At 45.0% G+C, this 23,288-nt stretch carries 16 protein-coding genes; 13 read left to right on the top strand and 3 right to left on the bottom strand.

Annotation, left to right across the window (positions count from 1 at the left end):
- Window positions 1–15: 15 nt before the first annotated feature.
- On the bottom strand, window positions 16–600 hold the full coding sequence (locus tag PG901_RS01760) for a TetR/AcrR family transcriptional regulator (RefSeq protein WP_271133266.1): 585 nt from the start codon (window positions 598–600) through the stop codon (window positions 16–18).
- A gap of 470 nt (window positions 601–1,070) precedes the next feature.
- Here PG901_RS01760 and PG901_RS01755 point away from each other — a divergent pair, with 470 nt between their 5' ends.
- From PG901_RS01755 to PG901_RS01730, 7 genes are all read left to right on the top strand, one after another.
- Complete coding sequence (locus PG901_RS01755) at window positions 1,071–2,627, top strand: TerC family protein (RefSeq protein ID WP_271133265.1); 1,557 nt, start codon at window positions 1,071–1,073, stop codon at window positions 2,625–2,627.
- Window positions 2,628–3,109: 482 nt separating this feature from the next.
- Window positions 3,110–3,220 (top strand): K(+)-transporting ATPase subunit F, encoded by a 111-nt coding sequence (kdpF, locus tag PG901_RS13675; RefSeq protein WP_084212332.1) that lies wholly within the window; start codon window positions 3,110–3,112, stop codon window positions 3,218–3,220.
- The gene (kdpA, locus tag PG901_RS01750; protein WP_271133264.1) at window positions 3,220–4,932 is read left to right on the top strand and encodes a potassium-transporting ATPase subunit KdpA; all 1,713 of its coding nucleotides are present in this window, start codon (window positions 3,220–3,222) and stop codon (window positions 4,930–4,932) included. Before kdpF ends, kdpA begins: the two co-directional genes overlap by 1 nt.
- Before the next feature lie 127 nt (window positions 4,933–5,059).
- Window positions 5,060–7,198, top strand: coding sequence for a potassium-transporting ATPase subunit KdpB (gene kdpB / locus PG901_RS01745; protein ID WP_271133263.1), 2,139 nt, complete (start codon window positions 5,060–5,062; stop codon window positions 7,196–7,198).
- A 21-nt stretch (window positions 7,199–7,219) separates the two neighbouring features.
- Entirely contained in the window at window positions 7,220–7,960 is a 741-nt protein-coding gene (gene kdpC, locus PG901_RS01740; protein ID WP_271133262.1) for a potassium-transporting ATPase subunit KdpC, read from the top strand.
- Between the two features lie 31 nt (window positions 7,961–7,991).
- The gene (locus tag PG901_RS01735; RefSeq protein WP_271133261.1) at window positions 7,992–10,820 is read left to right on the top strand and encodes a DUF4118 domain-containing protein; all 2,829 of its coding nucleotides are present in this window, start codon (window positions 7,992–7,994) and stop codon (window positions 10,818–10,820) included.
- Between the two features lie 107 nt (window positions 10,821–10,927).
- Entirely contained in the window at window positions 10,928–11,611 is a 684-nt protein-coding gene (locus PG901_RS01730) for a response regulator (RefSeq protein ID WP_271133260.1), read from the top strand.
- Window positions 11,612–11,797: 186 nt separating this feature from the next.
- On the opposite strand, the gene PG901_RS01725 is transcribed toward PG901_RS01730, so the two are convergent.
- Window positions 11,798–12,733, bottom strand: coding sequence for a response regulator (locus PG901_RS01725; RefSeq protein WP_271133259.1), 936 nt, complete (start codon window positions 12,731–12,733; stop codon window positions 11,798–11,800).
- A 33-nt stretch (window positions 12,734–12,766) separates the two neighbouring features.
- Window positions 12,767–15,124, bottom strand: coding sequence for an ATP-binding protein (locus PG901_RS01720; protein WP_271133258.1), 2,358 nt, complete (start codon window positions 15,122–15,124; stop codon window positions 12,767–12,769).
- A gap of 515 nt (window positions 15,125–15,639) precedes the next feature.
- Between PG901_RS01720 and PG901_RS01715 the strand changes: the two genes are divergently transcribed.
- The 6 genes from PG901_RS01715 (at window position 15,640) to PG901_RS01690 (ending at window position 23,258) form a co-directional block, all read left to right on the top strand.
- Window positions 15,640–17,826 (top strand): FAD-dependent oxidoreductase, encoded by a 2,187-nt coding sequence (locus PG901_RS01715; RefSeq protein ID WP_271133257.1) that lies wholly within the window; start codon window positions 15,640–15,642, stop codon window positions 17,824–17,826.
- Window positions 17,827–17,877: 51 nt separating this feature from the next.
- On the top strand, window positions 17,878–19,197 hold the full coding sequence (locus PG901_RS01710) for an ABC transporter substrate-binding protein (protein ID WP_271133256.1): 1,320 nt from the start codon (window positions 17,878–17,880) through the stop codon (window positions 19,195–19,197).
- Entirely contained in the window at window positions 19,194–20,963 is a 1,770-nt protein-coding gene (locus PG901_RS01705) for an ABC transporter permease (protein WP_271133255.1), read from the top strand. Before PG901_RS01710 ends, PG901_RS01705 begins: the two co-directional genes overlap by 4 nt.
- Window positions 20,964–21,064: 101 nt before the next feature.
- The gene (locus PG901_RS01700) at window positions 21,065–21,709 is read left to right on the top strand and encodes an ATP-binding cassette domain-containing protein (RefSeq protein ID WP_271133254.1); all 645 of its coding nucleotides are present in this window, start codon (window positions 21,065–21,067) and stop codon (window positions 21,707–21,709) included.
- Window positions 21,710–21,759: 50 nt separating this feature from the next.
- Window positions 21,760–22,401 (top strand): CDP-alcohol phosphatidyltransferase family protein, encoded by a 642-nt coding sequence (locus tag PG901_RS01695; RefSeq protein ID WP_271133253.1) that lies wholly within the window; start codon window positions 21,760–21,762, stop codon window positions 22,399–22,401.
- A gap of 50 nt (window positions 22,402–22,451) precedes the next feature.
- The gene (locus PG901_RS01690) at window positions 22,452–23,258 is read left to right on the top strand and encodes a sterol desaturase family protein (protein ID WP_271133252.1); all 807 of its coding nucleotides are present in this window, start codon (window positions 22,452–22,454) and stop codon (window positions 23,256–23,258) included.
- Window positions 23,259–23,288 lie beyond the last annotated feature (30 nt).

Raw genomic sequence — 23,288 nt, 5'->3', positions numbered from 1 at the left:
GTATTTCTCAGTAAATTATTTTATAAATAATGAAGGGATTTGCTCTGCGATTGTTTCCAGTGGTTTGCCGCTTTTTATCGTTAACGCTAGCAGGATGCCGCCTTCCGTCAGTGCATGGAAAACGGTGGCTAAACTGGTGGCTTGCTCCTTGGGATAGCCTGCTTCAACAAACTTCTCTGTATAAAGAGATTGCCAATCCTTAAAAGTCGCTTCACACGCCAATCGGATCGGCTCGCTTGTAGAGTGCTTTTCTCCAGCAATGGTGCCAATCGGAGAACCAATCGGATCACCACCATCACCGAATACTTTCGATAATTCATAGACATAAGCTTGCAAGGCCTCGATTAGATTGCCAGTAGCTAGATTAGGAGCACCATCAAAAACACGCTCAATATCTTCCATCACCAGTTTTTTGGTATTTTCAATCGCGGCAATGGCCAACTGCTCCTTGCCTTCTGGAAAGTAATAATATAGCGAGCCTTTGGGAATCCCGCTCTCTTCAATGATGTCGTTAAGCCCCACGCCGCAATATCCGCGTACCTTAAAAAGACGTGATGCCGTCTCAATGAGAACGTCCTTTGATTTTACTTTTTTGTTCATTTCCAAACCCTTTTTTAAAATTATAACAACTGGTCTATTAGTGAGCGTATGGTAGAGATGAAACCAACCTATGTCAATGTCTTAAAAATATGACAATGGTAAATACCCTCTGTATTCTGTATACAACAAAAAATACAAAAAAAACACCCAACCAAGTTGAGTGTTTTTTATCTTAAACATAGATATTAATTTGGAAGCATTTCTAAAGAAGAAATGACATTGGTCATTTATCATGCTTGGTCACTTTCCATTCTTGGTACTATAAGCGTTCAAAATTAATATAATGTCATTCTAGTATTTTCTCTATACAATCGTTTTATCAGCGTTCAGTAAACGTACCATGAACACGTTAAATATAAAATTTGCGCTTAAGTCTAAAAATTCACAACAATCACAGCAATCACTATTACGCTTCAATAATGAACGTATTAACAGCCCCTAAACCTTTTTAATAGAGAGTATTCAATTCAATGATAGAGCTTCTAAGCGATCCTTCGATATGGCTTGGTTTCTTCACACTGGTTAGTCTTGAGATTATTTTAGGTATTGATAATCTCGTTTTCATTGCCATTCTCGCGAATAAGCTGCCCCCGCACCAACGCAGTAAAGCGCGCAATCTGGGTCTTGGTCTTGCATTAATTATGCGCTTAGGCCTGCTGTTTGTGATGTCATGGCTCATAACTTTGACTGAACCTGTGGTGAGTTATGGCACGTTTGATTTATCGGTCAGAGATTTGATATTGATAGTCGGTGGCTTCTTTTTATTACTCAAAGCCACGCTTGAGCTACATGAGCGCCTAGAAGGTAAGCTTGAGACCAATAATAATAGCAAAGTCTACGCAGGCTTTGCCGCGGTCGTTGCGCAAATCGTTATCCTAGATGCCGTGTTCTCGTTTGATGCGGTCATCACAGCAGTCGGCATGGTCAAGCATTTAGAAGTGATGATGGCCGCGGTTATTGTGGCGATGGCGGTAATGGTTTTGGCCGCCAAAACCTTAACGGAATTTGTCGGTAAGCACCCGACTGTCGTTATCTTATGCCTAAGCTTCTTACTTATGATTGGCTTTAGCTTGATCGTTGAAGGCTTAGGCTTTCACATTCCAAAAGGCTACTTATATGCCGCCATTGGTTTCTCTATTATTATTGAAGCCTTTAATCAATTCATGCAGCGTAACCGTACGAAATATGAGAGCGCCATTCCGCTACGCGACCGAACCGCAGATAATATCTTAAGACTGATGGGCGGCAAAACCGCTAATCACGAGGAAGAGTCGCTCACAGAAGACGATACTTCAGTACAGACCATCCCTTTTGCAGAAGAAGAGCGCTACATGATTAGTGGGGTGCTGGCGCTTGGCGAACGTGATGTTGAAACCATCATGACGCCGCGATCAGAGATATCTTGGGTGAATATCGAAGGCAGTCTAGACGAGATTCGCGAGCAAGTGTTATCCACGCCGCACAGCTTATTACCTATTTGCCAAGGACAGTTAAATAAGGTGCTCGGCGTCGTACGGGCCAAAGATATCTTAGCGGCACTCGACAAACAACCTAACGATATCCATCTGGCTCTAACGCCTTTATTCAGCAAGCAGCAGCCCGTTTTTGTCTCTGACACCATTGATAATTTGCGTCTTATCAATTTACTCAAGAATGCCAAAGGTAACTTGGCCATCGTAGTCGATGAGTATGGGCAAGTGGCAGGACTGGTGACGCCTTTGGATTTATTTGAAGCGATTGCCGGTGAGTTTCCCGACGAAGATGAGACGTTAGTGATTTTTAAACAAGAAGATCACTGGATAGCTGAGGGTACTATTAGCTTGGATCAGTTGCGCCTTGAACTAAATGAGCCAAACCTCTTGGCAGATGCCGAGCAACTGACCATCGGTGGCTATATCAATTTTAAACTCGATGGCATTGCGCAAGTGAATGAACACGTCAGCAGTGAAGGTTATACTTTTACTGTGTTAGAGATGCTGTCCGCAAGAATTCTTTTGGTCAAAATTGAAAAAGAGCTCAGTCAATAAAATTATCAATAATATCAATGATTTATATAGCTAGCGCTAAGCGTGTTAGCTATAACCTTAAAGACTTCCCTTCCGTTTTATAGTCAGTTCAGCATAAAATCGATATGCTAATCGATACACTACTAATTACGTGCGACTGGTATAAGTTTTCCTTGCTTGCTGCTATCACAGAGGTTACGGAAAATTCATCCCAGTCGCACTGTATCTGTTTTAAAGTGAAGCCACTTTATTAGCTCCCACCAAATATATTGCTAGCCTATAGCAATATCCGCACTCTAAAAAACATCTAAATAATGCCTTAAAAACTAAGGCTTTCTGCTCATCTTACGTTTTAACACTGCCCATCTTTATACTTTCTTTATACCCCACCGCGTTATCTTGACAACACTTTTATACCTCTCTCGGCATACTGTTGCTATTAAGAAGTAAGCAATAAAGAAGTAATAAAAGATCAGTCTAACCATCGCTGATCTTCATTATTCATGGTTCATTGTGCATTTTTGGAGAGTGTCATGGAAGTTTTTGCAGGGTTTCTAGCCCTCGGTTTATTCATCTATTTGTTATATGTGCTGATTAAACCGGAGGCATTTTAATGACAATATATGCGCTATCACAGCTGATTATTTATCTAATCATTCTATTTACTTTAGGGTATTTTCTATCAGGTTACCTGCTGCAAAGGATGCAAGCCCCCGTCTCTCGGCTTGAATCTCGTATTTTTACGACGCTGGGTATGATCGGTCAAGATACCAAAGGCAACCCTGCTTTTGGTATGAATTGGAAGCAGTACGCTGGCGCCATTGTGCTATTTAACCTCATTGGATTATTGGGGTTATTTGTGTTGCAGTTGGTGCAAGGACACTTGCCGCTAAACCCTGCCAATATGTCAGGCGTCACGTGGGATTTGGCAATGAATACCGCCATTAGTTTTATCACCAACACCAATTGGCAGGCTTACGGTGGCGAAAGTAGCATGAGCTACCTAACCCAAATGATGGGTATGTCGTTGCAAAACTTCTTATCAGCCGCAACCGGTATCGTGGTGGCTTTTGCCTTAACGCGTGGTCTGGTATTTAAAAAGAGCGCGCATCTGGGTAACGCTTGGATAGATTTATGGCGCTGTAATCTTTATATTTTGTTGCCGATAGCAGCAATTATAGCCGTGCTGTTGATGAGCCAAGGCGTCATACAAACGCTATCCATGTATACCGAGGTGCAGACCTTACAAGGTGAGTCGCAAACGATTGCTTTGGGCCCTGTTGCCTCGCAAGAAGCGATTAAGATGCTCGGCACCAACGGCGGTGGCTTTTTTAATGCCAACTCTGCCCACCCGTTTGAGAATCCCACGCCCTTTTCTAACTTGATCCAAATGTTGGCTATTTTCCTTATCCCAACGTCGCTTTGTTTTTGTCTTGGCAAAATAAGCGGCAACCTAAAGCAAGGTATCGCAATCTTAAGTGCTATGACGGTCTTGTTTATAGCGATGTATTCTTTGACCGTCAGCAGCGAGCTTGCCGGCAACCCTTGGTTAGCGTCACAAGTTCAAGGCCTTACCGATGCGAGTGTGAGCGGCAACATGGAGGGCAAAGAAGTGCGTTTCGGCATTGTTGCCACGTCACTGTTTGCCACGATTACCACTGCCGCTTCGTGCGGAGCGGTCAACGCCATGCATGATTCATTTACGCCCCTCGGTGGACTGAGCACCATGTTGCAAATGCAATTGGGCGAAGTGGTCTTCGGCGGTGTGGGTGCAGGCCTCTACGGTATGCTGCTATTTGCCATCTTAGCGGTATTTATATCGGGGCTGATGATTGGCCGTACTCCCGAATATCTTGGCAAAAAAATCGAACCGTTTGAGATGAAAATGGTGGTCTTGGGCTTATTGGCCGCGCCAACGATGGTGCTAGTAGGCACCGCTATTAGTGTGATGACGACCAGTGGGCAAGCCGGTATCTTCAATCCGGGTGCTCATGGTTTTAGTGAAGTGCTCTATGCCTTTAGCTCGGCGGCCAACAATAATGGCTCTGCCTTTGCAGGCTTGGGTGCCAACTCTGTGTTTTATAACTCCATGCTTGGGCTGGCGATGTTGGTTGGTCGCTTTGGGGTCATTATTCCGGTGCTGGCTTTAGCAGGATCGTTGGCCAAGAAACCCAGATTAGAGGTTAATAGCGGCACCTTGCCAACCACCACGCCATTATTTGTCGGGCTTTTGGTCGGCACAGTGCTGATGATTGGCGCCCTGACCTTTGTCCCTGCTTTAGCGCTCGGACCCATCATAGAGCAGATTTGGATGTTGGGAGGCTAGCCGATTGAGTATAGGCAAGCATTAGACGAGTCGTTATTTAGTTAGTTGGTTAACTTATTACTAATAACGTGGCTCGCTACCCAATAGTGAATCGACACATTTTATGATTACGTGAGGAATACAAAACATGAGCGTTTTATCAGACACTAATACACAGGCTGCAAATTTACAGTCGCAGCAAGACCCCAATCATTCAAACTTACCCGAAAAACCAGCGCAAGGCCTCCTTGACCCTGCTTTGATCAAGCCCGCCCTAAAAGACGCTTTACTTAAGCTTGATCCAAGAGTGCAATGGCGCAATCCGGTGATGTTTGTGGTTTATATCGGCTCGCTACTGACCAGTATCTTAGCCATTACGATGTTGATTCAAGGGCAAGCTGGCATTGTTTTTACCCTATCCATTACCTTTTGGCTGTGGTTTACCCTGTTGTTTGCAAACTTTGCAGAAGCGTTAGCCGAAGGGCGTAGTAAAGCCCAAGCTGCCAGTCTCAAACAGGCACGTCAGGATGTGCAAGCTCGCAGGCTTGCGGGCATTGACAGGCATTCTGTACCTACCATGATTCAGGCAACTGAGCTTAAGCAAGATGATATCGTTCTGGTCAATGCAGGCGAAATCATTCCTGCTGACGGTGAAGTCATAGAAGGTTTAGCCTCAGTTGACGAATCGGCAATCACCGGCGAATCTGCACCGGTGATTCGTGAAAGTGGTGGCGATTTTAATGCGGTGACAGGGGGCACTAAGGTGTTATCTGACTGGTTAATAATACGTATCACCCAAGCTCCTGGACAAGGGTTTTTGGATCGTATGATTGCCTTGGTAGAAGGTGCCAAACGCACTAAAACGCCAAATGAGATAGCGTTGACCATTTTATTGGTGGCGCTAACGCTGATATTTTTGCTGGTATGTGTGACCTTATTGCCTTTTTCACAGTTTGCCGTGCTGTCTTCGGGCAATGGCGAGCCGATATCCATTGTCGTCTTAGTGGCGCTGTTGGTCTGCTTGATACCGACGACGATTGGCGGTCTATTGTCAGCGATTGGCGTGGCGGGCATGAGCCGGATGATGCAGGCCAATGTCATCGCGACCTCTGGGCGCGCGGTAGAAGCGGCAGGCGACGTTGATGTTTTGCTACTCGATAAGACCGGTACGATTACCTACGGCAATCGACAAGCGTCACAATTTATACCCGCACACGGGGTGACAGAAAGTCAGCTTGCGGAAGTGGCGCTGATCAGCTCATTAACCGATGAGACACCAGAAGGTCGCAGTATCGTCAAGCTTGCCCAAAGTCGATTTGATATTGATGAAAATACATGGAAAGCAAAGCCGTTTGACACCATCGAATTTACCGCTCAAACCCGTATGAGTGGCACCGATATCGAGCAGCGCCATATCCGTAAAGGGGCGTTTGATGCCATCGTCAAATGGGTAGAAGCTCAAGGCGGTATCTTACCTACTAATCTACAGCAACAAGTAGAAGAAGTCGCGCGCCGTGGTAGTACGCCGCTACTGGTCGCCGATAGCCAGCAGTTGCTTGGCGTCATCGAGCTTAAAGACGTGGTCAAATCCGGCATAAAAGAGCGCTTTGCCGAGCTGCGCAAGATGGGCATTACCACCGTGATGATTACGGGCGATAACCCTCTGACGGCCGCGGCCATTGCTGCTGAAGCGGGCGTCGATGACTTTATGGCAGAGGCAACCCCTGAGCAAAAGCTTGAGAGAATACGCAGCTATCAGCGTCAAGGTAAGCTAGTCGCCATGACCGGCGATGGCACCAATGATGCACCGGCACTGGCGCAAGCGGATGTGGCTGTCGCTATGAATAGTGGCACTCAAGCAGCTAAAGAAGCGGCCAACATGGTCGACTTGGACTCAAATCCGACCAAGCTGATTGAAGTGGTGCAAACCGGCAAGCAGATGCTGATGACTCGCGGCGCACTGACGACATTTAGCTTAGCAAATGATATCGCCAAGTACTTTGCCATTATTCCAGCCGCCTTTGCCAGCACCTACCCTGCGCTTGGGGTATTGGACATTATGCGACTGGGCAGCCCTCAAAGCGCGATTTTATCGGCTATTATCTTTAACGCATTGATTATTGTGTTTCTCATTCCACTGGCGCTGCGCGGCGTGACTTACAGACCTGATTCTGCCATCAATCTATTGCGGCGCAATTTACTGATATACGGCTTGGGTGGGCTGATTCTTCCCTTTGTCGGTATCAAAGTAATCGACATGCTCATTAATGCCTTGCACTTGCTATAACCAACGATACGGATGACGACTATGCAACCTAATAAATCTACGCAACCTAATAAATCTGTGCAATCTAGTAAGTCTATACAAGCTGCTTCTGTTGACTCTAAATACCAACAGGCTGATGAAAAAAAGGCTGATGAAAACAACTTTTCTAAATTGGACAATTCTGTATTGGAAAATAATGCTGCCCGTATGCCCATGCTCAAGCCCGCGCTATCATTATTTATAGCCTTGGCACTCATTTTAGGTTTATGCTACCCCCTATTGATGACCGGCGTTGCCCAAGTGACCATGGCGGATAAAGCCAATGGCAGCTTGGTAGAACACAATGGCAGCTTAGTGGGCTCTGCGCTTATCGGTCAGCGCTTTGATCAGCCAGAATATCTATGGACGCGCCCCTCAGCAGCAGGAGACGGTTATGATGCCGCGCAATCTTCGGGGAGTAATTTGGGACCTTTAAATCCTGAATTGGTCACTGCTGTCGAGGCACAAGTACAAAGACTAAAAGCCGCTGATCCACAAAACACCGCGCCCATCCCTCTTGATTTGGTCACCATGTCGGGCAGTGGTTTAGACCCGCACATTTCACCAGCGGCAGCCGAATGGCAAGTCAACAGAGTGGCGCGTATACGTGGCATCAGTGTTGAACAAGTCCAAAAAGCCATCGATGAGCATACAGAAGCGCGACAATTCAATCTGTTCGGCGAACCGCGCGTGAATGTATTGGCGGTCAACTTAGCCTTAGATGAGATGGCAGTCGTTAAATGAGTCAACCCATTAATCAGCAGTGAGCATCAGCATGAGTGAGCAGCGCCCCAATCCAGAAGATTTACTGCAGCAGATAAAGCAGCAAGAAAATACGCGCAGCAGAGGTAAACTAAAAATCTTCTTTGGGTCATCGGCAGGCGTTGGCAAGACCTATGACATGCTCTCTGCCGCCCATCGAGATCAAGCGCATGGGCTGGATGTCTTAGTCGGCATCGTAGAAACTCATGGTCGTAGCGAGACCGCAGCATTGTTAGATGGATTGACAATACTGCCGTTACGTCAGGTTGAGTATCGAGAGCAAACCTTGGCAGAGTTTGATATTGATGGGGCTTTAGCGCGGCATCCAGATATTTTATTGGTTGATGAGCTGGCGCATAGCAATATCCCAAGCTCCAGACACCCAAAACGCTGGCATGATGTTGAGGAGTTATTAAAGGCAGGCATCAGCGTCTATACCACGGTGAATGTTCAGCATTTAGAAAGCCTGAATGATGTGGTCAATCAAATCACCGGGGTGGTGGTACAAGAAACCATCCCCGATTGGTTCTTTGATCAGGCTAATGAGGTGGTATTGGTCGACCTGCCAGCCGATGAGCTATTGTCGCGACTGCATGATGGTAAGGTCTATATCCCAAGCCAAGCAAAGCACGCGATAGAAAACTTCTTTCGAAAGGGCAACTTGATTGCCCTACGCGAGCTGGCATTACGCCGAACTGCCGACCTAGTCGATGCCGATATGCGAGATTATCGCAATCAATCGCGCATTTCATCCATCTGGAATACCACCGATCAATTATTAGTAGGTATCAGTACGCGCGCCCATAGCGAGCGTCTTATTCGTCACGCCGCACGACTTGCCAGCAGCTTACACTCGCAGTGGTATGTCATCTATGTCGAGACACCGCGAAATGCCTATGAGCTGTCCAAAAATAAGCAAAGTATTTTAGAAGCATTACGCTTAGCAGATGAGTTGGGCGCCAAAACAGAAATCATCAGCGCCATTAGCGTTGCTGAAGGCTTGGTCAGTTACGCCCATCAATTTAATATTGGACGTATTATTATCGGGCAGAATCACTCTAGGTTTTATTACAATCAATCATTGATCAAGCAAATCTCACAGCAGGATATCAATTTAGACTTGATATTGGTCAATCAAGCTACACAGACAAAAAATCTCAGTAGCAAGCGACAACTGCCTACTTGGGATATGGCCGCCCTAGCCTCTAAAGACAATCGCATCGGTTATCTGATGGCCGTTCTAGGTTGTACGCTCGTCACCGTCAGCCTAGTCGCCCTCACTCGCTGGTTTGATTTAGCCAATGTGGTGATGCTGTATTTGTTGGTCATTGTGTTCATCTCGGTCCGTTTTGGACGTGCCCCTGGTATCTTTGCAGCGCTCTTAAGTGTCATCAGCTTTGATTTGTTTTTTGTAGAGCCTAAGCTTTCTTTTAGCGTGAGCGATGTACAGTACTTAGTCACCTTTGCGGTGATGATTGTCGTCTCATTGATTATTAATAACTTAGCGGTTGGGCTGCGCTTTCAGGCGCAAAATGCCCGTAGACGTGAGCAACAAGCGATCTCTATGAGTCATTTGGCACAAAGCCTCAGTGCGGCGCGCAAAAATGAAGAGATCATCAACCAAGCCATTATTTGGCTGACCAAACATATCGCTAGTAAAGCGCTTATAGCGATGCCCAATGCTGACGGTAAATTGACTGTCGTCTCAGAATCGAGCATCCCATCAGAGTTCAATTGGAATGTGACCCAATGGGTGTTTGATCATAAGGAAAGCGCGGGTCTAGCGACGCATACGCTGGCCGCCAATCCTATGCACTATCGGGCGCTTGCGACTTCAAGTCAGGTACTGGCGGTATTGGCACTGATGCCAACCGACATCGATAACTTTAATCAACCGGAACAACAACGTACCCTAGATGTCGCCATTGCCCAAATTACTTTGGCATTAGAGCGCGTTTATTATGCCAAAGTCGCACAAAATGCCCTTATCAAAGTAGAGTCAGAACGTCTGCGCGGCTCGCTGCTATCCGCCTTGTCTCACGATATTCGCACACCCATTACCGTGCTATCAGGATTGGCCGCTTGTCTTGCCAGCCAAAACCTAGCACCTGCTGAACAAAAGCAGCTGGCTATCGATATCGAACAACAAGCCAACGTCATTCAGCGTTTGGTCATCAATATCTTAGATTATGTGGCGCTACAATCTGGCGGTATGAAACTCAATAAGCAATGGGTAAGCTTAGAAGAGATTATCGGTAGTAATATACGCCAACTCGAACCGTATCTACAAAATCGGCAAGTCAAAATAGACGTAGCCAGTGCAGTCGATTTTATTTATACCGATGAATTAATCTTGGCGCGGATTTTAAATAACCTGCTGACCAATGCGATTAATTACACCTCAGACAATGCAACTATCACCATTCAAGCGACACTCACTAATCAGCACAACACTCAAAACCTACAGAATAGTAAAACCATGCAAAACAATAAAACTTTGCAAAGCTACCAAATAACGGTAACCGACAACGGTCAAGGGCTGCCAGTAGGGATGGAAGCGCACATATTTGAACGTTTTACCCGCGGTGATAGTGAAAGTAATACAACAGGACTAGGATTGGGACTGGCGCTCAGTAGAGACTTGGTTCAGCACTTGGGCGGCACACTTAGCGCGAGCAATATACAACCGCACGGCGCGCAATTTGTTATAGTGCTACCGTGGCAGCCTTTAGAAAATCTAGATATATTTGATGATAAATTTACATCAAATGTGACTCAGATAGATACAAGCATAGATGCAAACATAACTACAAATATAGCTACCAGCTCAGAAAACTCATGAGATAAGTTTTTTCAACATTATTAGAAACTTGGGCACAGTCATTACTTCATTATTTCATTACCTCATTACTGCCTCAAGCTTCCCTTATAAGTAGCAAATACCCTACCATGAAAACCATCTTAATCATTGAAGACGAAGCCCATATCGCCCGCTTTATCAAATCAGCGATGGAGCAAGAAGGCTATCAAGTCTACGCTGCCGATAGCTCGCAACGCGGGTTAATTGACGCCGCCTCTCGCCGTCCAGACTTATTGATATTAGACTTAGGTCTCCCAGATGCGGATGGTTGTGATGTCATCGCAGATATTAGGGCGTGGTCATCGCTGCCTATTTTAGTACTGTCGGCGCGCAGTGATGAGCAAGACAAAATCAAAGCTTTAAATTTGGGCGCCGATGATTATTTGGTAAAACCCTTTAGCATGGGCGAGCTAATTGCTAGGGTCAACGCCCAGATGCGCCGCTGGCAAGCCGGTTATGAGGCACCGGTTGTATTAGCATTAGGCAATGTCAGTATTGATTTGGCACAACGGCAAGTCAAGAAAAACGGTGAAGACATTCATTTAACCCCGATTGAATATCGCTTACTGACCGTACTCATTAAAAACGCCGAAAAGGTCATGACGCATCAGCAACTGCTAAACGAAGTCTGGGGTAAAGGTCACAATCACCAAGAGCATTATGTACGCATATTTATGTCAAATTTACGCCAAAAACTAGAGAACAACCCTTCTAGACCTAGTTATTTCTTCACTGAAATTGGCGTTGGTTATAAGCTGCATATTCCTAAATAGCTATCACTATCAAATATTTACATTATTGAAACTTCCATTAATTAATGATTTATAAATAACAGTTATCCTATAGGGCTAAGTTGTTATGAGCGCTATAGGCATTAAATAATAGGGTTTATATGTTTAGACAAAAACCATTGATGCAGTACTCAAGCCATGGACAGAGTATATTTATCCTGTCCCATTCTATCTAATAATGCGCCAACCTCTGAACTTGGCAAAGAAGCCCTTAAGTCTTTCAGAAAAATTCAAAGCCTCCGATTCTGTTACCTCCTCGACATGATGACGAGCCGCCAGTACCGGCTGTTCTAGCAATTTTTCGTGATGATCAAAAGCGCGATCCAGACTGATACTCATGATAGAGAAGTTGGTCGGCCGTGGTAGACAACGATATACCTGACCTTTATTAATTAAATCAATGACCATATGGGCATCTTTGAATTCAGTCAACATAAGAACCATCAAATCTGGCTGGATGTTTTTTAAGGCATAAACAATGGGGGTAATATTTTCTTTATTGAGCGTCGAATCCGTAATCGTGACGCCAAAGCGTTTTTTTTGTAATAACTTTGCTGCCTGTTCAAGGTTGCTGGCCCAACTCACGGTATAAGCACTCTTAAAGTGACTTTTTATTTGCTGATAGACGCTATCGTCGTCATCTAATACCAATATATTACGATTGCTATCAGTGCCACCACTAACTTTTTGAGTATCATTACCTTGCATAGTGTTTTGGGTGATTTCTTGTGTTTGCTGAGCTATTTCTGTGGCTTTATTGACGATTTGTTTAAGCTCATCATTCTGCCATGGCTTTGTAATATAACGATAAATTTCGCCCTCATTCACAGAGTCAATCACTGCATTCAAATCAGCATAACCGGTCAGCAAAATACGCAGCGTATTTGGTGAGGCCGCTTTGATATCACGTAACACTTCTGTACCTTGCTTATCTGGCATGCGTTGGTCGCTGATGACCACTTGTACCTCATTCTGGCTGACATATTCCATTAGCTCAGTGGCATCGGTAGTAATAAATACGTCATGTGACTGGCGAAAATGCATTTTTAAACTGCGTAAAATGCGTGGCTCATCATCGATAAAAGCGATTTTTGGTTTTTGCATGACACTCTCTTTAAATAAGTGATGGGAAGTCTCTTAACTTTCAAATAAGGCTTGTGAAGGTTTAGGTTCATGAGCGCTAGACTGTATCGGTAACTTAATAGTAAACGTCGTGCCCGCGCCAACGATTGAGCTAACCTCGATGTATCCACCATGTTGCTCGATGATTTGTGCCGTAATGGCCAACCCTAGCCCCGTGCCATCGCCTGCTTTTTTGGTAGTAAAAAACGGCTCAAAGATATGATTTAAAATATGCTCTGCGATACCGACACCATTGTCTATAATGCGTACCACAACATGTTGCTGCGCCTTATCGATAGATGAGCTCACTTGTAATGTCCCTTTATGATCACTCGGTATGGCTTGGGCGGCATTATTAAATAGGTTTAATAGTACTTGGTTGATTTGCGAAGGATTACATTGAATCGGTGGCAGCTCGGCTAGATTGGTTTTGACGTCTAGAGTTTTTAAATTATTGCGCGCCATAATCAATGAGGTATTGATGCAATCATTGATATCGACATCTTTTACTTTGGATTCGTCCAGTCGAGAAAAGTCGCGCAAGCTGACTACCAGCTCGGCAATCTGATCGACGCCGTAAAGTCCATCTTTAATCAAATCGGCCAAATCCTCACTGACCTCATCTTCTTTAATTTCCTCGCAGCATTGTAAGGTTTGCTCTATCAGTTGCTCGACTTGTTCTTGATTAATAGTTGGCGCTTTTAAGGCATGCAATAATTGATCGGTATGCTGTAGCAATTCATCAAAACGCACGAGATTATCACCGACCAGCTCCATATTACTTCGCACGTAGCCCAGCGGTGTGTTGACCTCATGCGCCACGCCCGCCACCATTTGACCTAATGTAGCCATTTTTTCGGAACGCACCAGATGCACTTGTGAGGCTTTTAACTCATCCATGGCTTGCTGCAAGTCTTGCGTACGAGCGGCGACTTGTTTTTCTAGATGGACATTGATTTCAGCAAGTGCGCCTTCATTTTCGACGACGCGGTCGATCAATTGGTTGGTCTGCTCACTGATGATTTGAATTTCGCTGACATTTGAGTGTGGCAGTTTAAGCGCGCTTAATTGTTGATATTTTTTTTGTTCAATCAATGCGCCCATATCAGCCACTGACTGTGCCATGTGCTTTAGCGGCCGCGTAAAGTAGCGACGGAACACCCACGCGGTCAACAACAGGATAGGAATAAAACCCAGTAGCATGGTTTGAATCAGCTGGTTCGACAACGCGTTTGCCACTCTCATCATGTCATTATTGGGCTTGACGATGACCATCTTCCAATAGGTAAATGGCATACGAAACACGAAGGCGGTGGCGGGCTGCTGCAACACAAAATCATTGGGCACAGCGATGGTATCGACCAAATGACTGTCTACCAAATTAAACGTTTGATCGATATTTAACAGCAATAATGCTGAGAGCAATTTGGACTCTTGCTCGCTGATTTTATTCAGATTGGTCGTACTTAGAATACTACGAGCAGCGAGCGTATAGCGGCTTTCATCTTTAGTTACTGCCTCATCTATCAGTGTCTGATTAATGCTATCTAGACTGTCCGCAATAGGGGCAAAGCTAGGGTTGCTCTCAGCTAACTGCCGTGCCGTTACGACCTCGCCCTGACCGCTATCTTTAGTTGCGTGCATAACCATCGACTGATCTGGAAAGGTCAAAAACCGATTGTCCAAGTCCACTAAAAAGACATAACCACCGAGCTTATCTTGCCACTTTTTCATCGCCTCGCCGAGATTATCGAGTAATAGATTAAAACTCACCACTCCATCAAAAGCCTGATTACGACTGTCATACAGAGCCTTGGCGCAAGTCATCATCGGCTGATTACTCACCGGATCGACATAGGCACGACTCCAAACACAGTGATCATGACGCGCGTACATTGCAGGAATGTACCACCAATCACGATAATAGGGATTCGGGGTTTGGCGCGCTTGATTGTAACGCTCTAATGGCTGCATGCTGCCTGACTCATCACGTGACCATACAAACGACTGGCGTTCTCGACCCTCAGCGTACATATTTGGGTCAAACCATACGCCGCCGCCTACAATGCGTTGATCCATTTGTTGCATGAGATTGCCAAAGGTTTCTTTATAAAGGCTGTCTTGTTTTGGTAACCCGCCCGCCATCGTACTGGTGGCTTTGGCCAATCCGTCGACATGGTTGATACTCGCCATAATGCTATTGATGGCTTCATTACCTGTTTCAACCACTGTCTCTGAGGTCATCTCCAGTATGCGCGGCTTGGCTTGGGTTTCGATGACCCAGTACACCAGCAAAATAATGAGTAAAAAAGCCAATGTTAAAATAATCAGTATACGGGTGGAGATACTACCAAACCGATCAATAACCTTCATAAACACACCTGATATCTATGCGCTAACTGTTATCAACAAATCAGTGAATGACTAAAGAGATGAGTGATACGCAACCGCTATTTATAGTGAGCTCAAGAATACGATGCCGTTATGACAATACGATGACAATAATCGTGTTTTACCGTATGGTAGCTATTGCATCGTTATTCGCGGCAGCCATATCTAACGCTCACATGCTATTAGCATCATAAAAACATCATAATAATTTGAACAATCGCTCAAAAAACATTACAATCCATAAATACAATATTTGGCGGTTTTCTTATGCCTATAATTGAGCAATCGCTCAATATACAGCAAATTTTGGACTCAGTATTAACCTTTCTAAGCTTAGAAAAGCCGCCAGTCATTCTCAACCAAAAAAATGATATATAACCACCCGTAATGAAAAAGTAGATTATAGTAAGACTAATGACATCGCTACGTGCTTATAAATAATACTTTTTAGATTCTATCGCTGATACCCTTTGCATTCTTATTTATCCGGACATTTCATGATTAAAAAGATAGTTTTACTATTAGCCGTATTGATGTTAGTGATTGGCTTTTTTTATTTTGACCTAAATCAATTATTGACGCTTGACGGCTTAAAAGGGTCGATGGCGCAATTTAACGACTATAAAGCGCAATCACCGCTATTAGTTATCGGTGGGTTCTTTTTGCTTTATGTCGTCGTCACCGCCCTATCCTTACCGGGAGCTGCTATTTTGACCTTGGCAGCTGGGGCATTATTTGGCTTATGGCAAGGCTTACTGGTCGCCTCGTTTGCCTCCAGTATTGGCGCGACACTCGCCTTTTTAACCTCACGTTATTTACTGCTTGATACGATTAAGCAGCGCTTTCCTGAACGCTTAGCAGCCATTGATGCTGGCGTTGAAAAAGAAGGCGGGTTTTACTTATTTACCCTGCGCTTAGTGCCGATATTTCCGTTCTTTTTAATTAATTTACTCATGGGCGTCACCGCAATTAAAGCGAGGACATTCTACTGGGTAAGCCAAGTTGGTATGCTCGCGGGCACTTTTGTATTCGTTAATGCCGGTACACAACTGGCGCAAATTGACAGTTTGTCAGGGATTTTATCGTTTAATTTGATTGTCTCATTTGCGTTGTTAGGTTTCTTCCCATTAATAGCAAAAGGCATATTAAATATGCTAAAAAAGCGCCGCGTCTATAAAAACTATAACAAACCTAAAAAATTCGACCGTAATATGATTGTGATTGGCGCTGGTGCTGGCGGGCTAGTCACCAGCTATATCGCGGCGACCGTCCGAGCAAAAGTGACATTAATCGAAGCGGGCGAAATGGGTGGCGACTGCTTAAACTATGGCTGTGTACCTAGTAAAGCTTTGATTAAAAGCGCGAAAGTCGCTGAACAAATGCGCCATGCTGAGCGTTATGGTTTAGACAATACGCCACCAGAGTTTTCATTCAAAAATGTCATGAGCCGTATCCATAAAGTCATCGCTGATATTGCGCCAAATGACAGCGTCGAGCGTTATACGGACTTGAGTGTCGAAGTGTTAAAAGGCTACGCTAAATTTATCGACCCATGGACGGTAGAGATTGCGCTAAACGATGGCGGCACGCAAACACTAACCGCACGCTCCATCGTTATCGCGACTGGCGCGCGTCCATTTGTACCAGACCTGCCAGGCTTGGAAGAAACCGGCTATGTGACCAGCGACACCATATGGAATAAGTTTACCGAATTAGAAGAAGCACCGAAAAAACTGGTCGTACTTGGCGGCGGGCCAATCGGCTCTGAGCTGGCGCAAGCCTTTGCACGTTTAGGCTCCAATGTGACCCAGATTGAGAGAGGCGCGCGTCTCATGAAAAAAGAAGACGTGGAAGTCTCTGAATTTGCACAGAAAGTCCTCGTCGAGAGTGGTGTAAATGTCTTAACCTCGCATCAAGCGATTCGCTGTGAAGCCCGCGATGGTAAAAAGTTCATTATCGTTGAACCGCAAGGCGACAGTACCGATAAGCAAGACAGTCAAAACAAGCAAGAAATCGCTATTGAATATGATGAATTGCTTTGTGCCGTTGGACGCAGTGCGCGTTTAGAAGGCTATGGCTTAGAAACATTAGGGATTGAAACTGAACGTACCATCGAGACCGACGACTATTTAGAAACCCTCTACCCCAATATTTACGCTGCTGGTGATGTCGTTGGTCCTTATCAATTTACTCACGTGGCCTCCCATCAGGCATGGTACGCGGCGGTAAATGGTTTGTTTGGACATCTAAAGAAGTTTAAAGTAGATTATCGCGTGATTCCGTGGACGACTTTTATAGACCCAGAAGTCGCACGCGTTGGACTAAATGAGCAAGAAGCTATCGAAAAAGGTATCGACTTTGAGGTTACCCGCTACGACTTTAAAGACTTAGATCGTGCGGTGACGGAAAGCGCCAACGATGGCTTTATCAAAGTCATTACCCCTAAAGGCAAAGATAAAATACTTGGCGTGACTATCGTCGCTGAACATGCTGGAGACATCATGCCGGAGTTTATACTGGCGATGAAACATGGCTTAGGGCTAAATAAAATACTCGGCACCATTCATATGTACCCGACATGGGCGGAGGGCAATAAATACGCGGCTGGTGGATGGAAGCGCAATCATGCGCCTGAAACAGTATTAAACTGGCTTGAGAAATATCATACATGGCGTCGAGGTTAGTTGAATTTTTATCAACTGCGCTGAAAATATATCATCATAACGGAAACTTAAATGTACGTTATTAAATCTTTACCAGCTTTGCCAACGCTAAAAAATCTAAGCCGCTACAGCACCTATGCTATGGCTCTTAGCGTTTGTGCAGTTATTTCTTCAAGCATATCAGCAAGCACTGCCTCACCCACTACCGATGACCTTAATCAAAATTTATCATCTTGGCAGGAGATAGAGGCGCAAGGTAAAAACCAAGACGTTTACTTTTATGCATGGGGCGGTGACCCGCAGATAAATGCTTATCTACAGTGGGCCGCCGAAGAAGTGAATGTCAAATATAATATTAATATGGTTCATGTCAAATTGAGTGACACCAGTGAAGCCGTTAGTCGCGTACTCGCGGAAAAATCTGCCAACAATAATGATGAAGGCAGCGTTGATCTCATCTGGATAAATGGCGCCAACTTTGCCACTATGAGTGAGAATTCATTATTACATAAACAATGGGCGAACAAACTGCCTAACTTTGCCTTAACCGATCCAGAGAATAATCCTGCCGTTAACTTTGATTTTGGTGTACCAACCAATGGTATGGAAGCGCCATGGGGACAAGCCTCACTGACCTTTTATTACGACAGTTTATCAACGAATAAGCCACCAACCACTTTAAATGAGCTGGTCAATTGGACGGCGCAAAACCCCGGGCGTTTTAGCTATCCAAAGCCACCTGACTTTTTAGGAATGAGCTTTTTAAAATACGCTTTAGTCATGCTGCACGAAAAGCAAGATGCTAAAACAGGCGAAAACACAAAAGCACAGCTCAACCTGCCAGCCACTGAGCAAAATACAGAAATGATATTAGCCCCTTTATGGGCGTTTTTAGATGATTTGCATCCCACTCTATGGCGCAAGGGTGAGCAATTTGTGCAAACGGGCGCACACATGCGGCGCTTGGTCGATGATACCGAGCTGAGTTTGGCCTTTACTTTTTCTGCGCCTGAAATTCCTGCGGCCGTGCAGCGGTATGATTTACCCCAGAGCATTCGTAGCTATGCAATGAGTGATGGCAGTTTGAGTAACACGCATTTTGTGGCCATTCCTTATAACGCCAGCCACCAGCAAGCCGCACAGCTGGTCGCCAACTTTTTGATGAGCCCAGAAGCACAAGCAAAAAAGCAAACGCCTGCTGTGTGGGGTGATAAAACCGTACTCGTCCAATCTACGCTTGACCCTGAGCAACAAGCGCTATTCAAGACTAACAAACCCCATCCGAGCGCCCTACCGGTTGACGCGATAAAACGTACCGTAAATGAACCACATCCAAGCTGGGTTGATGCCATTATGCAAGGCTGGCAGGCGCGTTATGGGGTCAGCCCATGAGTAAAGATTCTAATCATAAAACGGCTGATGCAAGCACTAGAACGATAGATCCTTATAAAACAGACCTATTTACGCGCATTGTATCCTTGAGTCCGAAATTTTTACTGCTACTGCTAATATTACCGGTACTCGGTGGTTTGGTCAGCGTGCTGTTACCTGCCTTTAGCTGGGTGCCCGCACTTGAGCAAACGACCGTTAGCCTACAAGGCTTTCACGATCTGTGGCAGACGCCTGGTCTTATCCAAATGGTAGCATTAAGCATTGCGACTGGATTAATCAGCACGCTATTCGCTTTTGTCATGACTTTAATGATATTGGCGGCATTTTTTAATAGCGTTTGGCTGACCCGTATTGAGCGTTTGCTGAGTCCAATCTTGGTCATTCCTCATGCAGCAGCATCCATCGCTGTTGGTTTTTTAATTGCGCCTTCTGGTATGTTTTCACGGCTTATTTCACCGTGGCTAAGCGGTTGGGAATTGGCACCAGGCGGTATATTTCCCCATGACCCCTATGGCATCAGTATCATTTTGGGTTTAACCTTAAAAGAGCTGCCGTTTTTACTACTCATGGCATTAGGCGCTTTGGCACAACCTGAGCTTGGTAAAAAGTTACGCCAGCAATATAAAGTTGCGCTAAATCTTGGTTATTACCCCATCACTGCCTTTTTTAAAGCCGTCCTCCCAATCCTCTATCCTTTTTTACGTTTGCCTGTCTTAGCCGTGCTGGCCTATGCCAGTGCCAGCGTAGAGATGCCATTGATACTCGGTCCAAACACGCCGCCAACGCTCGCGGTTACTATCATGCAATGGTTTAACGATGTTGATTTAAACTTACGTATAAAAGCCTCGGCAGGCGCATTATTACAGCTGGCGTTGACGGGTGGCTTAATCGCCTTGTGGCTCGGCGCTGAGAGAGCGATAAAAGCTTGCTTTAATGGCACATGGATAAATGGCAAGCGCAACTATGCCGATGCACTCTGGCAAAAAATCACCGCCGCGTTGACCACTGTGGTGATTGGCTTTATTTTTCTGGCGCTCATTGGTCTGGTCATGTGGTCAGTGGCTGGTTTTTGGCGCTTTCCAGCCGTATTGCCAGAGCAGTTGGTGTTATTACATTTTCAAAGTGCCTTTACGCAAATGAGCACGCCATTATTTAATACCATTACGATCGGTATCGTGAGTACCGTATTTGCCATTGTGCTGACATTGTTATGTTTGGAAGCCGAACAACTAAGTAAAAAGTCTCTTTCAAAATTTACCAGTTTAATTATCTATTTGCCGCTGTTAGTGCCCAGTATTGCCTTTTTATTTGGTTTGGTGTGGCTACAGCAATTGGTAAATAACCAAACGGCGTTTTTTAATGTGGCATTTACGCATCTGCTTTTTGTGCTGCCTTATGTGTTTTTATCGCTTGCCAGTAGCTACAGGCGTCTAGATCCTCGTTTTGCTCATGTGGCTGCAAGCCTTGGCGCGACGCCAGCAAAAGTATTTTTGCAGGTGAAGTTACCACAATTGTTTGCACCGATTTTGATTGCTATCGCCCTTGGTTTGGCTATTAGCTTTGGTCAATACTTGCCAACGTTGTTGGCAGGCGGCGGACGTATCGCCACCATCACCACCGAAGCTGTGACTCTCGCAAATGGTGCCAGTAGGCGCACCAGTGCGGTGTATGCCATCATCCAAATGGCGTTACCGTTAATTGGCTTTATATTGGCGTGGGTATTGCCCAAATATTTCTTTAAAAGTGGCAGCAACAGCAGGCGTTAAAACTGTTTATTTTGAAGAAAATCATTTTTAATAGTACTGGTTTTGAATAGCACTAATTTTGAAAATACCTAATAATAAAAACGCAAATAAAAGGGCCTTTGATGCAATCCTCTTTACAGATAAAAGACTTACAGTTATATCGACAAGGCACGCTACTCCTCAGCCTAGATGAGCAGATTGCTGGTGGTGAAATATTGACTGTCATGGGCCCATCTGGCAGTGGTAAATCGAGCTTATTGAACTGGCTAACAGGCACCTTACCAAATGGTTTTACCGCTACTGGTGAGGTCTGGTTAAATGATAAAAATGTAAGCCATCTGCCGGCGCACCTGCGCCATATTGGGGTACTGTATCAAGATGCGCTACTGTTTTCGCATTTATCAGTAGCGGGTAATATTGCTTTTGCGATGCCTAAAAGCAATAAGACGGGAGATAGAAAACAGCGTAGTGAAAAAATAGAACAGGCGCTTGCACAAGTTGGTTTAGTAGGCATGGGAAATCGTCATCCCGATAACTTATCAGGCGGGCAACAAGCACGAGTGGCGCTACTGCGCACCTTGCTCAGCGAGCCAAAAGCGATACTGCTCGATGAGCCTTTTAGCAAGCTGGATACTCAGCTAAGAGTAGATACGCGGCAATTGGTATTTGAGCAAATCCGCACTCATAAAATCCCCGCTATCATGGTCACGCACGATCATAGCGATGCTGAGGCCGCAAAGGGTAAAGTTATTCATTTAGAGCTATAGTTTTAGGTCTATAGTCTTAAACACCAAAGCGAAATATAAAAGGCAAGCGCATGCTAGACAAGTTTCTTACGCCCATGATTAAGCCGATGCTAGCCCCTGTGGTAATTGTATTGCACAAACGCGGTATTACGGCTGATCAACTCACGGTGACGGGCTTTTTAATCGGCATGTTGGCCTTACCATTACTTGCGTTTGAGCTTTGGTATGGCGCACTGGCAACGATTGCGCTGAATCGCATTTTTGACGGTCTTGATGGCGCGCTAGCTCGCCATGCACAGCAAAGCTCAAGCGCAGGCGGCTACTTAGATATTACGCTCGACTTTTTATTTTATGCAGCAGTTCCGCTGGGATTTATCTTGGCAAATCCTGCACAGAACGCCATTGCTGGCGCTTTATTACTTGCTACCTTTATCGGCACAGGCTCTAGCTTTTTAGCGTTTGCCATCGCGGCGGAAAAGTTTAAACTGGATAAACCACAGTTTAAATATAAAAGCTTTTATTATTTGAACGGTTTGACGGAAGGCACTGAGACTATTGCGCTGTTTGTTGCCTTTTGCCTTTGGCCGCAGCACTTTGTACTACTCGCAGGCATTTTTGCCATGGCCTGCGCGATTACGATTTTTACCCGTATCCATGGTGGCTATCATACCCTCAAGCAGCTAGAGACTGATGCCATAGTCGGTTCAAAATAAAAGAAAATGGTCACAATATCCTGCTGGTTTAAACCCTCAAGAGGTAAGTAATGACTAACGAAGTATGGTGGCGGCTTGGGTTCTTTTTGAGCATTTTAGTGATTATGATGCTGATTGAATGGCGCATGCCTGCACGTAAAGCGCCGATCAAAAGTAGTAAACGCTGGTTCGCTAACTTTGGCTTGGTGTTTGCGTCATCCGTTATTGCTCGTCTAGCCGTGCCTGTCGGTCTAACGGCTGTGGCACTTTATAATCAGCAGCATAAAATTGGCTTATTCAATATTATCGATTTGCCAAGCATTGTTGTCATCATACTAAGCTTAATATTGCTCGACATCATCATTTACTGGCAGCACCGATTATTCCATCGCGTGCCTATTCTGTGGCGTTTGCATAAAGTCCATCACGCTGATGCACATGTTGATGCCAGTACAGGTCTGAGGTTTCATCCTATTGAAATTATTTTAAGCATTTTAGTGAAGCTTATTGCCGTCAGCTTGTTGGGCGTTCCTGCCATTGCAGTGCTGATTTTTGAGATTGCTCTAAATGGCTTAGCGATGTTTAACCACGCCAATATTCGTTTGCCGCCCGCAATTGAAAAGCCTACGCGCTTAATATTAATGACGCAGATTTTGCACCGTATCCACCACAGCCAACGCGTTAGTGAAACCAACTCAAACTATGGTTTTAGCGTTATTTGGTGGGATTGGATTTTTGGTAGTTATAAAAGTGAAGCAAAAAAACCTGATAACAAGCTAGATATTGGCTTAAAAGATTATCCCTCACCTAAACAGAATGCTTCGCTTTGGGGATTGCTCGTGATGCCGTTTAAAGGCCATTCATTTAAACGCAAATAAAGTTTTGCGTTCATCTACTCATCCTTGAAT

It is taken from the genome of Psychrobacter sp. ANT_H3, assembly GCF_027919975.1.
GTDB classification, from domain to species: domain Bacteria; phylum Pseudomonadota; class Gammaproteobacteria; order Pseudomonadales; family Moraxellaceae; genus Psychrobacter; species Psychrobacter maritimus.
The sequence above is the reverse complement of the archived record's forward strand: the minus strand, read 5'-3'. Positions and strand labels throughout refer to the sequence as shown.